This is a genomic window from Paenibacillus castaneae (assembly GCF_002884445.1).
In the GTDB taxonomy this organism is placed as follows: Bacteria; Bacillota; Bacilli; order Paenibacillales; family Paenibacillaceae; genus Pristimantibacillus; species Pristimantibacillus castaneae.
Genome location: NZ_KZ614144.1, coordinates 413087 through 435194, shown reverse-complemented (window position 1 = coordinate 435194; position 22108 = coordinate 413087). Strand labels below are relative to the sequence as shown.

General features: G+C 47.1%; 16 protein-coding genes. 3 read left to right on the top strand and 13 right to left on the bottom strand.

All coding sequences use genetic code 11. From position 1 onward, the window contains the following. The first annotated feature begins 50 nt into the window (after positions 1-50). Positions 51-425 (top strand): hypothetical protein, encoded by a 375-nt coding sequence (locus CEF13_RS01830; RefSeq protein WP_102709151.1) that lies wholly within the window; start codon positions 51-53, stop codon positions 423-425. A gap of 29 nt (positions 426-454) precedes the next feature. On the opposite strand, the gene CEF13_RS01825 is transcribed toward CEF13_RS01830, so the two are convergent. From CEF13_RS01825 to CEF13_RS01780, 10 genes are all read right to left on the bottom strand, one after another. Beyond that, the gene (locus CEF13_RS01825; RefSeq protein ID WP_102709150.1) at positions 455-1867 is read right to left on the bottom strand and encodes an MDR family MFS transporter; all 1413 of its coding nucleotides are present in this window, start codon (positions 1865-1867) and stop codon (positions 455-457) included. A gap of 14 nt (positions 1868-1881) precedes the next feature. Then, positions 1882-2310, bottom strand: a complete 429-nt coding sequence (locus CEF13_RS01820; protein ID WP_166742878.1) for a MerR family transcriptional regulator — start codon at positions 2308-2310, stop codon at positions 1882-1884. A gap of 219 nt (positions 2311-2529) precedes the next feature. Beyond that, positions 2530-2997 (bottom strand): CcdC family protein, encoded by a 468-nt coding sequence (locus CEF13_RS01815; protein WP_102709148.1) that lies wholly within the window; start codon positions 2995-2997, stop codon positions 2530-2532. A 220-nt stretch (positions 2998-3217) separates the two neighbouring features. Continuing rightward, the gene (locus tag CEF13_RS01810) at positions 3218-6229 is read right to left on the bottom strand and encodes a GAP1-N2 domain-containing protein (protein ID WP_102709147.1); all 3012 of its coding nucleotides are present in this window, start codon (positions 6227-6229) and stop codon (positions 3218-3220) included. Next, positions 6229-7488 (bottom strand): TRAFAC clade GTPase domain-containing protein, encoded by a 1260-nt coding sequence (locus CEF13_RS01805; protein ID WP_102709146.1) that lies wholly within the window; start codon positions 7486-7488, stop codon positions 6229-6231. The genes CEF13_RS01810 and CEF13_RS01805 overlap by 1 nt, the downstream gene beginning before the upstream one ends. Positions 7489-7502: 14 nt before the next feature. Further along, positions 7503-8138, bottom strand: coding sequence for a beta-mannanase (locus CEF13_RS01800; RefSeq protein WP_102709145.1), 636 nt, complete (start codon positions 8136-8138; stop codon positions 7503-7505). Between the two features lie 21 nt (positions 8139-8159). Continuing rightward, positions 8160-9443, bottom strand: a complete 1284-nt coding sequence (locus CEF13_RS01795; protein WP_102716151.1) for a vWA domain-containing protein — start codon at positions 9441-9443, stop codon at positions 8160-8162. Positions 9444-9502: 59 nt separating this feature from the next. After that, positions 9503-11875 (bottom strand): transcription initiation factor TFIID, encoded by a 2373-nt coding sequence (locus tag CEF13_RS01790; protein ID WP_102709144.1) that lies wholly within the window; start codon positions 11873-11875, stop codon positions 9503-9505. A 2-nt stretch (positions 11876-11877) separates the two neighbouring features. Next, on the bottom strand, positions 11878-15267 hold the full coding sequence (locus CEF13_RS01785) for a tubulin-like doman-containing protein (protein WP_102709143.1): 3390 nt from the start codon (positions 15265-15267) through the stop codon (positions 11878-11880). Positions 15268-15291: 24 nt separating this feature from the next. Beyond that, the gene (locus CEF13_RS01780; RefSeq protein ID WP_208414620.1) at positions 15292-17067 is read right to left on the bottom strand and encodes a vWA domain-containing protein; all 1776 of its coding nucleotides are present in this window, start codon (positions 17065-17067) and stop codon (positions 15292-15294) included. Positions 17068-17367: 300 nt separating this feature from the next. Here CEF13_RS01780 and CEF13_RS01775 point away from each other — a divergent pair, with 300 nt between their 5' ends. Continuing rightward, complete coding sequence (locus CEF13_RS01775; RefSeq protein WP_166742879.1) at positions 17368-18318, top strand: hypothetical protein; 951 nt, start codon at positions 17368-17370, stop codon at positions 18316-18318. A gap of 198 nt (positions 18319-18516) precedes the next feature. Here the strand turns inward: CEF13_RS01775 and CEF13_RS01770 are convergent, their stop codons facing one another. From CEF13_RS01770 to CEF13_RS01760, 3 genes are all read right to left on the bottom strand, one after another. Further along, on the bottom strand, positions 18517-19035 hold the full coding sequence (locus tag CEF13_RS01770) for an acyl-CoA thioesterase (protein ID WP_244917033.1): 519 nt from the start codon (positions 19033-19035) through the stop codon (positions 18517-18519). Positions 19036-19125: 90 nt separating this feature from the next. Beyond that, entirely contained in the window at positions 19126-19515 is a 390-nt protein-coding gene (locus CEF13_RS01765) for a hypothetical protein (RefSeq protein ID WP_102709142.1), read from the bottom strand. Positions 19516-19962: 447 nt separating this feature from the next. Then, entirely contained in the window at positions 19963-20544 is a 582-nt protein-coding gene (locus CEF13_RS01760) for a polysaccharide deacetylase family protein (protein WP_102709141.1), read from the bottom strand. A 139-nt stretch (positions 20545-20683) separates the two neighbouring features. Between CEF13_RS01760 and CEF13_RS01755 the strand changes: the two genes are divergently transcribed. Beyond that, the gene (locus CEF13_RS01755) at positions 20684-21883 is read left to right on the top strand and encodes an MFS transporter (RefSeq protein ID WP_102709140.1); all 1200 of its coding nucleotides are present in this window, start codon (positions 20684-20686) and stop codon (positions 21881-21883) included. Positions 21884-22108: the final 225 nt, after the last annotated feature.

Here is a 22108-nt window from a genome sequence, read left to right as displayed (position 1 = left end):
TAAAACGATATGCCTTCTCCAGGGTATTTTCTGAAGAAAGTTGGTGTCTCATGCAAACTAGCGATCTTATCCTCATAGTAGTCGTCATTCTGATTGCGATGCCGCTTTGCTTTCTTGGCTTCGTCGTCATTAGGCAATCTTTTCAAGTTAGCCGTGAAATTAAACATATTCTCAAAAATGGTGTTCCTGCTGAAGCTACCGTCAGCTCCATCAGACAAACGAACACCGAAATTAATGGACATCCCGAAGTATTTATTGGCTTAACAATCCCAAGAGAGCATGCCGAGCCTTATCGTACAATCATTAAGGCAGTTATTTACATGGTTAATATTCCGCAGTATCAGCCTGGGCGCAAAGTGAAAGTTAAAGTGCTGAATACGAATGGAAAAATCAAAGTGGCGTTGGAAGGCGCACAAGTATTCTAAAATAAAAAAGCGCCGAAACGGCGTTTTTTTTATGAGGCGGAGACTGCCTTCCTCTTTCGCAGCAGCAGCGTTAGCGGAAGCGATACGATAATAATAACGGTTCCCAAGTGGAATACATCCTGAATACTAAATGAAAGTGCATCTATCTTGGACATATTAGGTTCTGCTAAATGAGCGATCGTCTGGGAGGACAGCAGCGAACTAAACAAGCTAACGGATAAAGCAGCCGTCCCTTGCCGTATCCAATTCATTACTGCTGAGGCATGACCTGAGTTTTCACTTGAAATAGCGGTCATCGCGGCATTAGTAATCGGCATATTGCTGAAACCAATTCCTATATAGCGTATTGCCAGCCATACGGTGACGAAAGCGATGCCTGTTGTGACATGCGCACGGCTTAGCTGCCATGTTGCAATTCCCATAAGAACTAGACCCGTGAAGATTAACCGTGATGGGCCGACCTTGTTATACAGCCTTCCCACAAGAAGGGAAATCAATGCCATCACAAGCGTACCTGGAAGCATAACCATTCCTGTCGTTAAGCTGGATACGCCTTTCACATTTTGCATATAAACCGGTATTAAAAAGGTGGCTGCATACATTGAAATCGTGACTGCGCAGTTAAGAATTAAGCCGTACGTAAACCGAGGAATTTTTAATACTCGCAAATTCAATAACGGATTGCTGACTCGCAATGTTCGAAGAATGAAATAGATAAGAACCAATACGCCGAATGCGATAAGTGCTAATGTCCTCCATCCTCCCCAGCCCCAGCTATGCGCCTCGCTAAATGCAACCAGCAAGGAGCTGGTACCGATCAGCACCGCGCCAAATCCGAGCCAATCGAGCGTAATCCCACGGCTAAGACGATAATTCGGAATATAACGGATAGCCGCAATGACTGCAATGATGCCTACGGGCAGGTTCATAAGAAATAATGACTTCCAGCCGTAAAGATCCGTCAGCCAGCCGCCAACCGTAGGGCCAAGAGCTGGTGCAAGCATGGCCGACACGCTCCAGAAGCTGATCGCAACCGCCTGCTTTTCCTTCGCAATCGTCTGATAAATGATTGTCATCGTAGTAGGCATAATAATACCGCTGAAGACGCCCTGCAAGATCCGAAAAGCAATTAATGATTCAATACTCCAAGCAAAAGTACATAATAGCGAAGCAAGCGTAAATCCGGCTAGTGCAAAAGCGTAAAGCCGTTTATAGCTCCATTTGTCGCCCAAGAAACCAATAATAGGCGCAATAACGCCGGTTGCCAGCATAAAGCCCGACATCATCCATTGCACAGTATTCAGGCTTGAGTGGAAATCATCCATAAAAACAGGTAATGCGACGTTAATCGTAGTTGTACTGAGGGAAGCCATGAAATTTCCAAAAAATACAGCGATCATAATGGCTGCGAATGAGGCTGTTGCTTTCTTTGATGTATCCATTATGACACTCACTCCTAATTTTCTAATTCTAATCGTTTCAAAGCGTCTAGAACACGCTTCTCTGAGCCGTTCAATTCCTCTTTAAACTGTTCCATCCGCTTCATTTTCGTATCAAGCATAGATTGCTGCAAATGCAATTGCTTCTGTATTTCCAGAAGCTTAACTCTCCGTTCTTCACGATCGAATTTCATATATTCGCTTCGATGCTGCTCAATAAAAGCTTGGAACTCCACATGCTGGTGAAGCTCAGTCAGCGAGAAGCCAAGCACTTCCTTCATAAGCAGTATCTTATTTATCTTCTCTATGTCTGCTTCGGAATATAGCCGTATACCGCCCTGTGTCCTTGCAGGCGCCGATATAAGGCCAAAGTCCTCGTAATATCGAATAGCTCGTTTCGTTAACCCCGTTCTATTTGCAACTTCTTCAATTTTTAGTCCATCCATCAATTTCCGCACCTCCATCGTATATCGTAAATGATACGCCTAGTTACAGTTAACGTCAACGTTAACTTGTAGGGATGGAAATATCATACTTCAACCTATATTATGCCATACAGGCAAAAAAATTCTCTCTTGCAGCTATATCTTTCGTTTACTGTTATCCCATTTCCAAAAGAGCATCGATTCGATGCTCTTCGTTAAGGCCTAACTTCGCGGTAGAAATTAAGCTTTTTGAAATTGGACTAACTTGCGAAATTTAATAAAGGATACGATTCGCCAAGGCAAAATATACGAGAACGCAACCAGCATAAATAAAGCAGCAAGCGTCTCCGGGTCAACCATGCTTAAATAGTTGCGCAAAGCAAAGCGGATAACAATGACAGCTAAGAAAGCAACAATAAAGCCCATATTCTTCTTCGCGTAAATCTGATTATCATCTCGAATTTCATAGTTGGTTGTCCAAATAAGCGGTATCGATAACACAATGCCCAGTACGGCCGCTACAATCCACTCATACGCTGGAGCGTGAACGTTAGAATTAAACATCAGAGACAGCCCTGGCAGCATAAATAATAAAGGCATCAACAACCTTCTTCCATCACCTCGAATCGGCTTGTAGAAGCTCCTTGTACGCCGCCATAGCACGAGTGCAGCAATTAAAATAATTATTGTGTAATACGAATTTCCCATTTCCTACACCGCTTTCCGTTATTAGAGCTCTGTGCGACGCTCATCCTGTTTCCAACTAATTGTATGTTTAATTTCCTTTTTTAGTATACAGTGAATTTTATGCCTCGTGAATACAAATATTTGAATTGGATATAGAAAAGGCCAACCAGCAATCCCTGGTTGGCCTTTCCACAGAAAGCGGCTGGCTCAAAAGCCATCCAACTATCCTGTTAAACATATTTTAACCTGCGCTATCAGACAGCGGTTCGGTCACCTCATAAGAAATTTCACCAACCCGAATTATACTTTTCACCGGTATAACCGCCTGCTTTCCGAGTGGAATCGTAGTTTTGTACAAATACTCCACTTTTTCCGCAGGAGGGCTGCTTGTTTCCTGATCCAATCCATTCCCTTCTCCAGTTACTGCAGTTGGAGGGCTGCTATCGGTTTTGGCTGCCTTTCCCGAACCTGATGAAGCTGTATCGGACGTAGGTGTAGGGGAAGGCTCCGGTGTTGCTGAAGATTCCGCTTGTCCTTTCGGCGAATTGGTCGGCACACTTGTTGTGGTGTCATTCACGCCACTCTTATCACCCGAAGCTGCGTTATCCCCTGAATCCGTCTTACAGTTCGTTTCATGGCTGAGCCCTCTAAATGCTGTCGTCTCGTTATCCGGTGTTACAATGGTTAAATTCACCGGGTTAAAAGCAGCACATGCAGCAGCGTCGCTGAACATAAAGACGAGCGAAGTCATCGCTTTCTGCCCTTCCGCAGCAGGTGCCTGTTCCACATACACAACCGTTTCCAGCTCAGGCTCCTTCTCCGGAACAACGTTGTCCGTCGGTTGAACCTCTGGCAAGATCGCCTCCTGCTCCGGCGTTTTTTTATCCGTTAACATGAGAAGCAGGCCAATCGCCACAATAATAACACCAAGCGTAGTAATCGAAGTAATTACGGCCGCTTTACGATTCCCGCGAAAAAACTTAGTCAAAGGCGAGGCCAGCTCCTGCCTTGCCTGCTTATATACAGCTTGCAGAGTGCGTCCTGCATGATCGAAATATTGTTTCCAATTCGCACGCTTCTTGAATGCATCACGGTCATATTTCTTAAAGTATGCAATGACAGCCGACGTATAGGCCGGTACAAAGCCTCTAGACCTCATGAAATCCGGATGCTTCTCTGACCATTGGAAGAACTGATAAACGGTTTCTTTGCTCGCAGCGTTTTTGCGCAAGAAATCCAGCAAGCCCACATAGTCCACAATTTCCACATCAGAGCTATGGCGAAACGCTTCGACAACACGCTCGAACTGCGCAGTCTCTACCTGCTCTGCGAGCAGCCGTCTGCCAATTAGCTGCACACGGTCGATTTCAGCCGGAGACAACCCTTCAAACACCGCTTTACTCGGCTTCGGCTGTGTATACCATTCGTATAGCGAGCTAAGAACACGCGCTGACGAGCGCTGTCTTGGGTCATGAAGCTCTTCGTTCCATTGCTTTAGCCGCTCTTTAGCCTGCAGAAAGGTAGCCCCGGTAAGCTGCTCTTTCGTGAGTGTGTCCACTTCAAGCTCGATCAGCAGCGTGCGATAGGCGGTAAGCGCCAGCTCCTGATAGAAGTCTGCGGCTCCGAATGCATCGGCCAGCTTCACTTGCTTGACTTCTCTTTCCAGCTTATCCAACCCTTCAAATGTTTTGCTGACAGCAGTCATGGAGCGATGCTCTCGCTCCAGCTTATTTTTAAGCTGCTCGCTGGCAAGCACTCGAAACGGCCGATTGTTGAATAGCTGTGGATGAACGCCGCACCATTGCTCCAATAATTGAAGGAGGCTCTTCACGCCCGGCGCTTTGCCCAGCTTCTCTCCAATATAAGGCATGAATAAGCTTTCAGCATATTTCCTTTCCTTAAGCACTGCGGAGAAAAAGGCTTCGCTTAAAGCTGGATTGCCTTCGATAGACTTAAAGAAAGAAGCTGCTGCATCAGGCCTGCTCTGAGCATTTGCATTCGTAATTGCCAATACGAAGTAGGTTACGATTTTATTCGCATAATGCTTGTCAACGATGCGGTAAAAGTCTTTAATACTTTCCGCCACAAAGTCTTCCGGCACTTTTTTCTGCATCAACTGGTCAAATTCATAGTCAAATCTGGACAGCAATAGATCATTCAAACGAATTTTTGTATTTATCGAATCCGTCGGCTTTAAATAATCGAGCAAGCCGCGAAGCACAGCGCTTTTGTGCGTTTCGTACAATTGTTCGCTGCCTTCGTCGATTTGAAACATAACGGACAGCTCGTGATAGCTGGAGGCAGCTACCTGACGATCTGGCTCCATGCCGGACAGCATCAGCTCGGCGAATTGAAAGAACCGGTCTGCTCGGTCTGGATTATCCAGGTTGTCCCATGCAAAATCCAAATAAGGCTGATCCATTCCGTCCAAATCGACATTTGTTATCCGATTATTAGCGAAGTCAAACGTAAAATCCTTCTCTACATTCCGATCGCCGACACGCAAGCTGCCCTGCTCGACGAACGTAAGATGAACTGATTTGCGGCTTTGCGGCTCTTTCGCATACGTAATAAAGCCAAGCTGCGTACGATATGCATAAGGCAAGCTGGCATAAAGCACAGCAAGCAGCTGCTTCGCTTTGCTTGGGAGCTGTGCGATCGGCACATCTAGCGAAACGTAAATCTTCTTTTTGCCCCCGACTGCTGCCATCACAGCGTACAACAGTCCCTTGAATTGCTTCTCATCAATAGAAAGCTCCTCCAGAACGGAGTGATGCCCCTCATTCGCCGGAACAATCGTCTGAACAGGCAAACTCGTTAATTCTGGAAGCTCTGTGCCCTCATGAATATCATAGCTATCGGCAAAGGATGCGCGAAGCCATGCCTTATAATCATTCTCTGATTTGAGAGGATCATCGCCTGGAACAATATAGTTATGTGTAAAAAAAGCACTGCGCAGCCCGGTGAAGTCCGCTGAGCGAAATACGCTTCGTCCAAGCAGCATATCGCCGTTCTCCAGACGAAGCAGATGCATCGTCTCCGGATAAGCCGCGTCGTCCTTCACTCCGCGTGCTGCCAGCTCGGCAGGAGCGTCATAAACGCAAAACGGATGAAGCTGTTTTTTAATAAAATTAGGATCGAGTCCATTCGACTTGGCAATCGTATCATAGCCTTCCGTAGAGCGAAAAATACCGCGTCTTTCCCGTGCGTACATCTGCTGTTGAATCCGTCTGCCCGCATTAGAATCACGCACTATTCTCTTCTCCCCTCGATGTATTTCAGCTTGTAAAGCAGCCATATGAACGGCTCATCTACCCTTATCGGACTTACGACGGTTTGCAGCTTCTGATCGACCGGATTGCTGCCAAGCGCGGACACAGCATAATAAGCGGTATCTTTGAAATAAACATCCATCGTTCCTTTAAATGGCCGATCGACCTTCTCGATGAAGCGTCTAACCTCACCGTCTATATTCTCAAATTCAGTCAGATTGAAATAATCACGATGCACCATATTGTTGAAAATATTGCTGTTCGACTTGATATATTCTCCTTCTTCATCCTTGAGCGAATGAAGCATGTCGCTCTTGGTCAGTACAACCGCTGTCGGAATATCCGTTTTGCTGTTGTCCTGATAAGCGATGAAGTCTCCGAACATCGTCAATACAACATCACGCGGCTCATCATACTGAGATACCCATTCACCAGGCTTATCCCCAAGCTGAATCCGAATTTTCTCGCGAATCGAGCGGATTTGCAGTGGATCGACCATTAGCAATATACCTGCCGAATTTTTGATATGCTGGCCGTGCAGCCCGAGATAATCCTGCTCCACCATGCCCTCTCCCGCAACATCAAAAAAGACGAGCGTCAGCGGCGGCTTTGATTCGTCTTTAAATACGAATTGAAAAATAAACGGCTCCTGCATCTTTTCCTTCTGCGTGGAAGCAAGCAGATCGCCACGCTCAAATAAAGGCTCCTCGTAATAGGTGCGGAATTTGCGGCTAATCTCCGCGTTGAGCGGCATGCAGGCTGCATGGAAATGATCAGCTGTTGTATGCTGCAGCGTATGGATTAAAGCCGTCATATAAACGGATTTGCCTACCTGTGAGGCTCCGATAATGGAAATAATATTGCTTGGCACTTTGCCAGCCGTCACTGGAAGCTCATTATGGCAGCTCGGGCAAAGCCGTTTGCGCGTCAGCTCTCCATACCGATCATTCAAACCGATCAGCACATGATCCGAGTAGACATGATGCTCCTCAGGAACATCCTGCGGACGGAGCACCGCTTCCATATCATGAACAGAATCCAGACCGAATCGCTCCCTGTATTTGTTAAGCTCTTCATCTTCACCGAGCGCATAATCCTCATCGTCCTCACGGGAATGGGTAGCGCGGAACACAACTTCAGCTGGTGAGAACTTACTGAAGCAATAGGGACAGACGATATCATAAAATAGAGGCCGCGGCTCTGCCTCAGGCTTCTTCTTGAAAAGATCGAAAATGCCCATGCAATCTTCCTCCTTTATACTGAAATCAACTCATACATTTGCCCGTAGAGGCGGCCATCGGTAAAAAATAACCGAATATAATCCTGCTTCCCAACTTCAATAGCTGGAAGCAGGTTTTTCCCTGAGCTGAATGGCGAGACAAACGGATATAAGGTGCCATCCTCTTTATTAGCAGGATAACCGCCCTGCTTCTTGACGTAGCAAAGTACGTCCTTCGCCAAGGGAACCTCAGTCGTCACTTGAATTTGAATCGTTTTGTATTTCTGAAATATGCCGGATTTGGACCGGATCGAATATTGAATTTTAGCTTTCCCGGCACTGATCTCAATCGCATTCTCCCCGCCTTGCTGCAGGATGAGCTGCGGACCGCCCTCACCCTCCTGGCAGGCATACACGGTGAACGTATAACGCCCGATGCCTTCTATTCGGCTATGATAGCCGTTATTCGCTTTGTATTCGGCTTTCGTATAGAGCTTTAAGCCGGCCGTACTTGGGGCATCGGCTTGCTCCTGTCCCGCTGCCGTCTTCCCAATGTAGACCGCCTGCACACTTCCCGGCCAGTGCCAGCGAAGCGTACAAAGATCCGCCTCCATTGTGCGGGTTAATCCGCTGATAAGCGGAGAATCTTGCTCCGCATGAATGAATCGCATTTATATCCGCCCCCGCATTATTTAAAATCCATGACTGCGGCTGTCTTTGGCGCGACCGCTTAGACCCGTAGAAGCTTGGCCGTTTAGTCCTCTATTTCTTCCGCCTCTCATCGGTCTAGCGCTATTGTTTTCTCTAATCGGCACAATAAGCGGGAACAGTCCGATAACGAGAGCGAGCACTAGATCAGCTGTGAGTCGGCTGACACCGTCCCCGAAAGATTGGCCGGATAATCCTGACTCCAATATGAAGCCTGCCAGCAGGCCGCCGACTAGGCCGCCGATGCCGAAGCTTAGCGCTAAGTAGCGATTATCGAACACAATGCCCAGCGCTACGCCGAGTGCCACGCCGAGAATCGCGATCGACACAATTCGCAGCAATTGATAGAAAACATTATCTGCTACCGGTCCGGTGCGCTCCGTTAAGAGCGTTCGATTGTCAATGGTGTCATATATGTTCTGAAACGCCATCGCCAGTCCATCGGCCTTCGTGACATCGCGGTAGCTGCCTCCGGTCGATCTAGCGATTTGTTTCAGCAGCTCTGAGCCTTTCGGTAGAACCTGACTTAAACCGATGGTGTTTACTGTTATTTGCTTTTCCTTATAGGTTGCAAGCAGCTCATCGATACGAGATTCGCTAAAGCCGTCAGACAGCAAAATAACCATCGTTCCGCGTTCAGAAGCTTCGCTCTCAATCGTATTCAATGCTTCTCCGAGAGCAAGCGCAAAGTCCGTTCCTCCAATAGCTTCATTAAGCCCGTCAATAACGGTATTTACGGAATCCTTGCCTGCTTGCTCGCCTACGCTTACAAACGGCTGCACAAGCTTAGCCGAATCGTTGAATACGACAACAGCCACTCGTTTATCGCTTTCCATGTTTTGAATCAGCTGCTTTGCAGCGCTATATCGTTCATTATCCGGATCAGTCTCCAGCATGCTCTCGGAATTGTCGATGACAAGAATGATATCCTTCACCTGCTTAAGCCCGCCAAAGTGAAGCCCGTAAAGGAACTGAAGCAAGCTGCCAACAGCAAACAGCATAACAAGCGTTGCCGGCACCAGCAGCTTCCAAGATAGACCCGTATAACGCTGACGCCACGACGATCCGCTTAGCTTCGGAGAGATCATCTCAGCTATTAAGCAAGCCAGCCCGATGCATAAAGCAAGAACGCCAAAGTACAAGCCAATGACGACTATGCGGGGCCATTCAGGAGAAAGCTTGCTCAGCATAACTTCACCGATGGCAAAGCCGGCTGCCCCGCCGATTAAGCTGAATAAAACAAGGAGCACATTTATTTTCCTTTGCACGATAGCAGCATTCCTTTCCAACCTTCTAATGGGAAGCAGCAATAATTGTTGCTTTCCGGTTACCTAAGCTCCGGCAGCCGCGAGGAGTCGAGCGCATGAAATTCATAACCGTTCTGAAGATAGGTTTCGTAGTAAACCTTGCCATTGCGGTAGTACATCAAATCCTCTAAATGGAAGCCGCCCATTAGATTCAATTTCTCGACGCCGCTGCTGCGCTTCTCATGAACACAGCCAAGCTTATAAATACGAGATGTTTCATCGACGCCAAGCGCGTATCGAATAAATTCACTCTCGCCATCGCCGAATAAATATTTTTCCTCATAACGATGCTCATGCGTATAATCAAGCAGCCTTATATTAATCGAAGCATTGTCCTCCAGCGTACGATAAAGCCGATTGAACAATTCATCCCTCGATAAGGCCTTTCTGTTGGTGTAGGCTACAGAAACATTGGCACGAAGCAGCAGCTCCTCCTCGAACGTCTGAGCAAATGGCTCTGCGGTCAGCAGATGCTTGCGGCAAACGTCAATCAGCCTCTCAGCAAGCTTGTCGTCTCCTTGATCCAGCAGCTCTGTTACACTTCCCACATAGCGCTCTTCAAAGAAAACAGCAGCTCCGCGCTTATCTTCTATCTCTTTCATCAGAGTGTCCGTCACTCGTTCGTAATAGTCGAATATGTTCTGCCCGATATAATCGTCGGCCATGCGAATGCTGTGAAGCGCGGCAGATTTAAGCTCTTCCTCCAGCGCATCCATGCGCTGCACTTGGAGCCGGTACGGCTCATGAAGCTTCTCAAGCTCATTGGCAAAGCGCCGGTACAAGGCCAGCTCCGTCTCAAGCTGCAAAATTTGCCAATGCATGCGGTATACCGTATCGAAAAAGGCGCGTATGAAGGAGCGCAGGTTCTGCTTATCCAGCAGCGGAAGCCGCTGGAACTTTAAATCCTCTACGCGTGTTTCACGGATACGATCCAGTTCTTCTCGCGCTTGATCGATCTCCCTGACCAAATCTCGCATGCGAGCGCGGACGCTCCCTTGCACGCTGCCTTCCTCATTCTTTTCATTGGTCCACTCCGAAAGCTGGTAGAAGCCAATCTCCGGATGCCCTTTCTGATTGCGGGAAATCGTTTGACTTAGCTCCTGAGGCGCATTTACTTGAACGAGACGTTCTTCAGATGCATATTTGAAATGGTTGTGGAAGAAGGCTGAGCAGCCATCACCGAACAAAGCTGCCTCCGCTTCCCTCAGTGACATGCGCTTCAATTGATCGTAACGCATGCCGCTCGTTAATAAGCCCATCATATCGGCGAGTTTATCCTCAGCAGGGACTATCTGTGACACTCTCGCCTCCATGGATGCAGAATCAAGGCCAAAGAAAGCAAGCTTATCCTTATCGGTGAGCTCCGGCGCGTTTCTTAGCCGCATCGTAATTCCCCTGCAGAAGTGATAGAGCACAGTCAAAGCGATAGAATAGTTAGGCCGCTTTACTTTGGCGAGGCCGGCAGAAACAAAGCCTTGTCTTCCAGATTCGGTCATCAAGCTGTTCTTGAAGGATGAATTATTATAGCTGCCGTCATTGGACTGCGTCAGACCATCTCTTCTTTTCCTGTTTTTCAGCAGCAAAATATGACAGATGATCTCATAATTATCCTGCATGCCATTAAGTGTCGTAATTCCCTTCTCGTTGCGATCAGAGAGCACGTAAACAAGATCAAACAATGCAGAAGAATGATGAACGACCGGGATCGACAGTCCGTCGCCAGTAACCTGCAGCTTGGCCGAATAGGAGTAATCCGGTCGCTGCACGAGCTCCAGCTCGCGCAGAAAGCTTATTCCCGCAGCTCCTGCATAACCAAAAGTTTCCGACTGATCGCGTTCGTTGATTAGCGCGTATAAATCCATTTGCACCGATTTGAACAGCTGCAGAAAGATCGATTGCGCCAGCAATGAAATATCGGGAACAAGTATGTTCATCGCATCATCGACTCTCGTAATAACGGCAAGATGGAGACGGTCAAAGGAGGCATACAATCGGCCATAGTCGGCGATTTGGTCGCTGACCTGCCGCAATGCCCGGTTCAAATCCGTCAAATGCCGCCCTTCTTGGTGGAAAGCAATTCCTAAGTCCTTCCGGCCAGTGCGGTTATCGCTCAGAGCCTCAGAAAGTCCATTCAGCGCTACCCGGACAACCTGCGGCGAACGCACATCTCCGTTCGCCTCATGCGATGCCACATGGACATACATAACGCCAGCATTATTATCCCATTTCAATGCATTGGAGCGAATCATCGGCTCGATCGCTTCCCCCGCCTCATCGCCAATGAACAGAAATACGGTCGGGTAGTGGATACTGCTCTGATCGTCTTCAAGTCCGCTTAATTTTTGCTCGGCGGCCGAATAATCAGCCGCGAAACGTTCCAGTAGCATTCTCATAGCTATTTCAACTTTCTGCGAATTTCATTGAGCTTAGCTGTCATTTCTTTATAGAAACGATAGGTTTCCTCGCCGTTTGCCAGCTCAACTCTCTCGTATTCAAGCCGCTCACGTGCATCAAGGAACGTACCGAATAATTCATCCAGCTTGGCAACAAGCAGAGATGTATCCTCCGTAGCTGTCAATTCCGTAACGCGGCGCGATGCTTTACGCATCAATACGCTGCGGTTCTTGTCATCCAGTCTGCGGAAGCCCTCGAACACCTCATATTCCACATAGCTGCTGCTCTTCATCAGATTGGCGAACGGCGACCACGCTTCCTCCTCAGGATCACGATCATACACGTAGAGCGCACCCTTCTTGCAGATCGTATCCGTATACAGTGCCTCAATAAATTGATCCAGCCATTTGTCCTCGTCCTGATGCTGATTCAATAATTTCTCAAGCTCGTTTGCCTTGACGCTTATAGCCTCGTACTTCGCCAGTTCCTCGCGCACGCGTCCCAAGAGCTCAGGCGAACGAATGAGATTTTCTTGCGCAAGCTCCTCAGAGAAGCTGCCAAAAATATCTTTCACTCCTGCAACCTCCAGCCCCTCGGACAGCAGACGCTTCAGCTCATTCAAAGCTCGCTTCACTTCACCCAAGTTCGGCTTAGCCGCATCAAGCTGCATGTTGTAGCCCTTTAGCTCTGCTCCGAGATCGAATGGCTTCGTAAACTGAACAGAATAACGGCTGCTCGTGTTATTGTCGATCCCTTTCTCTACAATAATCCGATAGCCTTCCGCTTTAGCGAACTCAGCGCGGACCCTTGCGTTATAGCCCTGCACCCGTGAATTAACGTAAGTGTCTCCCCATGATTTCTCAGGAATAGGTGACGGAAGATATGTCCAGTTCACACGGTCAGTCTGCACCAAATGACGGCCAATGCCTTCTTTATCGAGAATGGTCCGCTCATAGCTTTCTTCATATACCTTCAGCGGCGTGTACACGAATAAAGGTACGCCGTTTCTCGTATTCAGCCAGAAAATCCGGTTCTTCACTTCACTTTCCTTGATCGTGAAATGGGATTTCCCAAGCGCATTGTTCTGGTAGTTTCGAATACCCTTCAATATGCTAGGCGCTTGAACGGGCACCGACACGAAGCCCCATGATGGCACGTGCAGATTGCCTGAACTGTTGCTCAGATGGAATACCGGTACGGCTTCCTCATCCAGCTTGCTGGCAATATGACGCTCGACAAATTTCTCAATCGATTCCTCGTTTCCGTATTTCATAACGAGGAAATCCTCCATCGATTTTGTAATCAAATCACCGAATTTATCCGTTAGGAATTCCGAAATGGAGCTTACAATATCGATTTCCTGCTCCTTTACCCATTGATTCGAATGATCGAGCAGCTCCTGCGTAAAGTCGCGGATCAGATCATCCCCGTCCTTATTGTCCATAAGCTTGCTGATGACACCCGAAATGTCCGGAACGCTGACGATATTCCAATAGTACGTTTTGTTCCCTTTGTGATCGGCATGCTCCTCCCCGTTCGTGAGCAAATCGCCGTTCTTGGCAAATATCGAGTTGAGTACATTTAATATCTCGGTATACACATTGTAGATACGATTATTCTCGCTATTAAGCAGCGCGTGCAAATCCTCGTAAAATTCAATCATCTGCTCCATCCGCTCGACATCCGCATGCAGCCAATACTCATTGATCTTCGCTTCAATATAATTATTTTTCTTCTTGTCCTTGGACACAAAGGCGCTCTTAGCGTCGCCCATCCGCTCATCGGCCTGCTCTTTAGCCGCTTCAATATCGCGCGGCAATCGCTGCAGATTCTCGCGAAGCGTCTCAATATAAGAGAGCAGCATCTTCAGCAAGCAGAAGCCCTTCTCCGTATACAGAAGCCGCGATACATAGAACGGCCCTTGCTCCGGATGGAGAAAAGTACGACGAATTTGGTCTGTGAATTGACCGACAATTTCACCAGGCAGCTGTTTCTTCGCTTTAATATATTCTTCGCGGGCACGGGCAAGAAAGCTTTGCTCCAGCTCGGTATCCATATTAACGGCTTGCATCTTGATTACGTTATTGTAGCTGAGGCGCTCGCTGTTCTGATAGCCCGGCAATGGCTCAGGAATACGTGAATCGAAGGTTTTCCCTATCGTGTCGATATCAATGCCCAGCTTGCGCGCAAACTTCTCAACATCCTCTTGGGACGGCGCCTTCTCGAACATTTTGTCCATTTTATTAAACAAACGATAAGCTAAATAAGTCGTCATTTCCTCAATTGGCAGTACAGCCGAAGAGGCACCGATAATGTTATAGTCGTAGTTAGCCGGATAGAGCTTGTTCATCTGCGCAATATTCGTGCGGATATTGCTTATATAATCATGAATAGCGAATTCTTCTCCGGACTGCTTATCCTCGCTTGCCATAAAGTTTGTAATGTTCTCAGCCGTTACATTCATGCAATAATCATAGGCATTCTCCAGAAGCTTGCCTTCTGCATTAGTTGCCGATATAAGGTGGCACAGGTTAAACGGCGGAAGCGGCGAATTAACGGACAATATGCTGCCGTACTGCTGCTTAAACCGCTCCCCGCGGCTGTCCACATTCATCCAATAATCCAATTCCTTCAGCGCAGCGTAACCGTTCTTCTTAATGTACTCGCGCGTATGCTCGCTTAAGCTCTTGTTAGCCAGGTTAATATCTGGTGTAAACAAATACCCGAGCGTGTTAACCCGATCAATTCCAGCGGAACCGTGGTCGCGCTCGATAATGCCTCTTACGATATAGGAAATGTCCAGAAAACAGCCGCTGCCCGTTCCGCCGGACAAGCCGGTAAGCAGAAATACCATCAGCTTCTTGTTCGTGCCGACAGAGAGCGTCTTGATCTTCTTATCAATGCTTTGAACAACCTGGTTGATCTTCGTAAACAGAAGCAAGCGTCCTGCTTGACGCACACCTGCCGCACCGTTCATCCCATCCGTAATACTAAGCTCGGGAGACAACCAGTCCGTTATATACGGTTCTAGAATACTGCGGTTTTGCAGCAGGCCTCCGACCTCGGCGTTGGACAACAGCACGAACTCATTGATCGGATCAAGGCCAATTCCTTTATATTTTTTGTTGCGGTCCTGCTCGTTGGTTTCAAAAGCAAGAAATTCCACGTTATCGGGCTTATCCCGTTTTCTCTTGGAAACCGGATCCTCCGGCAGCTTGAATCTTCGGTTAATTTGATATTTCAAGCGCAGCAGCGCATCTATGCCTGTGCCGCCGAGCCCGATAATCAATATCGGGTTATCAATGGTATCGACCCTAATTTTCTCACTGACTATGCCTCCGCCTAACGAAACGTCCAATTGCTGTATATGCTCTCTTACGATCGGTTTCATCCTTTTCTACCTCCTGGACTCTATTTAAACGAGATATTCTATTAATATCGTTTTGTCGATTTGCTGTAACGAAACGGTGATGCGATCTCCACTTTTCAGTTCGTACTCGCGGGTTGCATCAACAGCGCGTCCCGACTTTTCAATCGTGCTTGCGGAGCCATTCTTGAGCAGTATGCGATCATTGCTGCCCGGTTTAAATATAATAGCGTCTGTTTCCTTCAATTCCGGCGCCAGCTGCAGCAGCTGATGAAGATTGAATTTTCCTTTGAACGCGGTTAGCTTCTTGTACTGCGGAGATGTTTTGTCCCCTGTATTCTCATCCCGAATTTCAATAACCAATTGACCGACAAAGCCGCGATTTGCTTGCTTGAGCATACGCAGCACGTAGTAAGCTGCCGCTAGCAAGGCAGCAAGAACGAGCACGCCTACAATGACGGGTACAAGTGGGAAGGGCTTCTTCTCCTTAGCAGGCTGGACAGGCGTTGTCTGTCCCGCTCCACCACCCTTGGCGCTGATCGTGACCGCATCGGTCTCGCGGAAGAAGCTTTTCTCCTCGGCCTTTACTTTCAATTCATATTCATGCTGATCGGCGATTTGGTAGGTTCCTTCGAAATGATCGCCGGCATTTTTCATTTCTATTTCTTCCGTTTTGCCCGAATCTAAATCCTTGACGAGTAAACTGGCGTTCATGTTGCGATACTGCTCGCTATCCTTCAACTTTTGTCCGCCGCTCATTAAGTAAGAACTGATATTCACCTTATCGCCCTTTGAATAAGCCGTTCCAGCAAGCGGGTCCATCACCAAGCTCAAATCATAGTTGAAAATGAGATTAATATCGATTTTATCCCGATTGACCCCTTTAACCTGAAGGGTCCAATCCCCTTCAGCAGGCTTGAGCAGCTTGATTAAGGAGTAGCTCTTCGACTTCGACAGCAGAACGCCGTCTGAAGGAATGGCCACCGCATTTCCAGAAGGATCAATCAGCTTCGCCTCTACCGGTTTGGATGACATAATCGATATATTCGCTTCCAGCACATTGGCGTTAGGAACGGAAATCTTCACATTCTGATAGCTTCCGTCAGCGGTAAAGGAATCGACCGGCACAACGTTGAGATCCAGATGGCTGGCAAAGATTTCACTTAATATTTGAGGCAGATCGTCAGCTGTATCCGTTGAGAACGACTTGCCGCCCGTTTGCTCCGACAGCTTAGCAAGTGCTTCCTTGTTTAATTTACCATCCGCATTGAGGCCAATCGTATAAATTGGCAGGCCGCTGGCATTCGCTTCCTTAAGCGCCTTATCCATTTCCTCGTCAGATTGGGCCTGCGTTCTGCCTGATTTCTTATTAAAGTCGTTATTGCCGTCGGCCAGCAGAATAATCATCGGCTCATGCGCAGGATCTGCTCCATCGGCCAATATTTGTACCGCTTCCTTCACTCCGACCGCTATATCTGTATAGGCGCCGCGATTTAACTGGTCGATAAATGCTTTCAGATTTTCTTTATCCGCTGCTGATTTGATAGAGAGCAGCGCCTTCTCACGCTCAATCCTATCCGTATAGGCAACAATTCCCACTTGGTCGCCCTGCGTTGACAGCATGTCGATGAACATCTTCATCGCTTCATTGCCTATTTTGTTCGGATCACTATAGCTCATGGAGTTGCTCACATCAAGTACGAGCACCGCATCGATCTGAGAACCGCTTTGCGCGGCATTGACCGTTGTGAAACGGCTGAACGGCAGCAGCAGAACGATTGCCGCTATCATGAGATAACGGGTGAAACGTTTTATTGAAATCATGGTAATACTCCTTTACGAAAAGATTGACAAATAAACCGCAATAGTCCAATAGTCACTGTTAGTCACCGCTCCTGCTATGGTGCTATACTATAAAGTAAGTATACTCGATAGACTCCCATAAATCACTTTTACTGTAAGAAAGGAACCTAACATGGTTACATACGTCTGCCTAGGACTTTTGTTTCTTTTTGTCGTTATTAAATCGGCTAATTACTATTCCCGCCGGAAGCGTGCCCCCTCCCCCGAGCAGCTGGACATTCTCGTAAGATCTATACTGAAAAGCGGTCAGCGTGAACGTGAATGAATAAGAAGCTGCCGGTCAACCTCAGCCCCTTCATTAAAACACGCTATGCTTATAAGAAGCTTAAAATATGCCGCAGCTGCAATCATTTCACCGTCCTCGGGGACAAACAGTGTATGATTTGCGGTAAAAAAGCACTGATCAGCATCGATAGGAAAGCCGCCTCCATGCTGAGGCGTTCCATGTGGAAAGCTCGGCTTATCGCCATGCTCATCCTGCTCATTGGACTTGTCCTAAGTCAATCGCCTATGCTGCTTGGCCTATGCGCAGCAGGAGGGATTGTGCTTATTGCGGTACTTTGGATCGTTCAGAGAAAGTCGGCGCCCGCTGAACAGCTCATGCTGCTCGAGAAGCTGTTTCACAAGGAAGCCAATAAGCTGGCTGCAGGCTTGACGGCTGACCGAGATGCTGCCATTGCGGTATTTCAGAGCGGCAATAAGCCGCTAACCTATGAGATGCTCCGTGAAGTCGGAGCACTCGTCCAGACGGACCAGCTTCGATTAGAGCAAATCCTGCTGCTGCAATCCTTCGTTCTGCGCAAGGATATGGATTTGATGCTGAAACCGCTGCTGCTGGATCACTTCAATCCCGACCTTGCAGACTATATTGGCGAGCTCTCTAAGATTAGAAGAGATTTAATTAAAGAAGATGCGTTCCGCTACGTGCTCATGTACGAAGGCCAGATTCTACAAATGGAGCATGGCGAAAGCATTCTAATCGGCGTTGCGGGAGCAGCTATTCGGATGAAGCGATATATTACACTTTATCCCTATCTCATTATACGCTACGCGCATAAGCTTCCGAAGGAGCGTTTCCTGCGCCTATATCGAATGGTTCAAAGCAGCCCCCATCGGAACTGGGAACAATTAGCTGACGAAGTAGAACGAATTTATAACGAAAAATACAAATGGGATGAGGATTTCCAAACTTCTCACAACCCAAATAATTGAATCACGCTCAAAAAAAACAGCTGTCGCAGAATTCTTTCTGCGACAGCTGTTTCTATATATCAAACATATAAAAAAGGCTATAGACCGCGTCATGCCATGAACTCCTTTCGTTAATATATACGATAAAGAGAGCAAGCGACATCGACTTAAGTCTAGTTTAAACCAAGTCTTAAAGCTGATTTAAATGGATGATACACGTTATTCCCAAGGATATTTGGTTAATAAGAAATCGGCAAATTTCTTACTTTCTTCTCTTCGATGCTTCCTCATATGCGTCCTGATGGAGGCGGTTTCGAATAATTTCTGTTCTTCCTCTGTCTCCGGAATAATTTGCGGAGCAGGCACCTTCTGGTTGGATTCATCCATGCCTACGAATGTAAGAAATGAGGTTGCAGCAATTTTTCTTTCTCCCGTTCTCAAATCCTCCCTTACCACCTTCACAAAAACCTCCATTGAGCTTTTGCCTGTCCAGGTTACGAATGACTCCAACGACACGGAATCGGTTGGTCTAATCGGATATAAAAAGTCCACAGAATCCGTAGAAGCGGTAACGGCTGTCGCACGACATAATTTTGATGCTGAGATAGACGCAATATCATCAATATAGGACATCAGCTTGCCGCCAAACAAGGTATCATGATTGTTGACATCGGTCGGAAATACTCTAGAAATTTTAAAGCATCGCGTTTCCTTCACAAATTTGCTATCCTGCATCATTCAGATTACCTTCTTTCTGCTTACTTGCTTCTGCGTTCATATTTCCCTTTTAATCCTTCTGTTATGCCTCGCCCTTCGCCTCTTCTTTCACTACCTTCTTGCCAATCGCCAGATGAGAAACGCCCCTTCCACAATCGAGCCCACAATGAAGCTTAACGCGACTGCCTCCAGAAAAACAAAGAAGCTTACCAAGTCCTGCCATCCCGTTAAATCGCGAGAATAGAAGGCCATGAGGATAAGCCCTATGACGATGCCTGCATTCGATAAAAGCCATAATCTTTGTGCGCCAATCCAGCCAGCAAATCCAAATAGAAAGGACAATACGACCGCTAATATCATAAACCGGAATGCATGCATACCGGTAAAAGGTTGATGCAATAAAACAAATCGAATAATCCACATGAGCACGCTGATCAATATGGATGATGCTCCGGCCAACAGCCACCACGCACTGCTTCTTGCAGCAGGAATAAAGCGCATCTGGGATATCCCCTCTCTTATTATCGAACTTTACGCTTTTAACTAATACAGAATTTGACGGTTACACTCTTATTAAACCAATTAAACCGCTTCAAAACCTGCCCTCGTTCCGGCCATTTCATCGCTTTCAGTAAACGTTCAGTCAAGCTTCATATCCATAATAAATCGTCTCATTTCAGGCCGTTAGCCGATTGTACAAGAGTTTATTTTCCATTTCTGAAATTAAGCGCGTCTTCGCTATTATCCGCAGTTATCGTTTATCTATTTCTTATGCTTATTCATTTGTTCAGCTCAAGCCTGCTGCTCGCTGTAATAGGCTCCAGGCTGGCAAGCTCCATCTTTAATTACAATATGAATACAAACAAAAAAATGACGGAGCAAGAAATATTCTCGCATCGTCATTTGTTGTTTCTTCTCATTTATTGCCGGAATAATCGTTATATGCGCTCACGCAGGCAGCTTGCAAATAAACCCTGCTTCGATCAATTTATCAATTAATGCCTTAAATGGGCCTGTCGGAATCCAGTCATGAATCTGGATGATCTCATCCTGGATGGATGAATCTAAATCCTTCACAGTACCAGGAACAAGGCTCATTCCTATATCAAAGGTATCAAGCGTGCTGGAAACCTGCACATAGCCCAGCTCTTCCAAAACCAGCTGCAAGCCCGCAAGATGCTCATCGCTTATCTCATCCCCGATTTCAGGATAACGAAACAGCTTAGAAGGTCTGGAAACGGCCGCGCTCCGATAAATCTGCTCCACAAGCCTGTCCGCAAGCTCAATCTGCTCTCTTGCCTCATCTAAGCTCAGCTCAGAGAAATCTGCATCCTTATAGCCCCGATTTCCAATCTGATGGCCATGCTTAACCGCGTATACCGCTTTCTCAGCTTCGCTTTCCAGCGCTTCGCCTAAGCAGAACCACACAGCCGTCATTCCTTTTTCATTTAAATAATCGACTTTTTGTATAAAATCTCCGGCTGGACCCGCATCAATTGTGAGACTCACCGTTTTTTCCACCGCCAACATAACAAGAAACCTCCGTTTATTTATTGATGCCAAAGTTATTCATCTATAATTATACCTATAATTCCGTCCAATAGTGTTTATTTTCAAATAGGTATACAATAATAAGATCATTAGCAGCCTTAGGATGTGATACTTGACGATGTTTTCATGGAAACGAAACTTGTTTGTTTTATGGGCGGGCGTCTTTTTTTGCAGCGCTGCTTATACGATTTCTATCCCTTTTATTCCGCTGTTCTTAAATACAGAGCTTGGCATTACCAACCATCTGGAGACATGGTCCGGCATCTCATTTGGGATTACGTTTCTCGCGAGCGCGCTCATTGCGCCGTTCTGGGGCTCCTTATCCGATAAGTATGGCCGCAGGCCGATGCTTATTCGCTCTGGCTTCAGCTTAGCCGTCATGTATTTTTTAACCTATTTTATTCATGATCCTTATCTATTTCTAGTGCTGCGTGTTTTTCAGGGGCTATTAGCCGGTTATGTGCCTGCGGCGATCGCGCTCGTTGCCACCAACACGCCGGAGGACAAATCAGGTTATGCACTTGGCATAATGGCTACGGCCAGCGCAACCGGTGGCATTATCGGGCCTGTCATCGGCGGGGTTGTCAGTCATCTCATCGGCAATCGCGAGGCATTCGTATTTTCTGGCTGCGTTGTGCTGGTTGCTGCATTGATTGCTACCCTATTCGTTCACGAGACCAAATTCAACCGTTCATCCGTAAGATCTTCGATTAAGGAGGATGTGAAGCATGCGCTCGCAAACCGTACCTTTGCAACACTGCTTCTCATCGCCGGCCTGGCCACATTCTCCGTCATGCTGCTTGAACCGCTGTTAACCGTCTATGTGCTGCAGCTTGGCGTGATTAAGAGCGAGGCATCCTTGAAATCAGGCATCGTATTCTCGGCGGTTGGCATCGCTACATTATTAGCTGCCCCGCAATGGGGCAAGATCGGTCAGCGTATCGGCTTCTCCAAAGTGTTGTTCATTGGGCTTCTTGGAGGAGGAATCGGGAACATTCTCCAGTTTTTTGTAAGCAGCTACGGGCAGTTCGGTGTTCTTCGGTTTATGTACGGCCTGTTCTTCGCCGGTGTCTATCCAGCCGTCAATGCCGCTATTGTCAAGATCACGGAGTCTGACTTCCGCGGACGAGCTTTCAGCCTCAATCAATCAGCCACACAATTTGCCACCATGCTCGCACCCGTTATTGGAGGTGTGCTGGGCGGAATTATTCCCATCCGTTGGGTATTCGTTATTAATGGCATACTGTTAATTTCAGCAGCTATATTACTGCAAAGACAGCGATTAGAGGACAAGCAGCGCCCATCTCTAGAGTCATAATGCCATCTTGAAGACAAAAAAGAGACCTCGCGGGGTCTCTTTAATCCGTTTATGAAGTAGAAACATAGATTATGACTGTTTTCTAGCGGAATTTAACTCGTTCTCATTCTGATGCCATTCTTTAATCATATTCTGATAGAAATGGCTTTCCTGCGTACTCAATCCCCGTCTGTTATCTTTCATAACCATATTCCCTATATTCCGCTTTAAAATGTTGTTCCGACG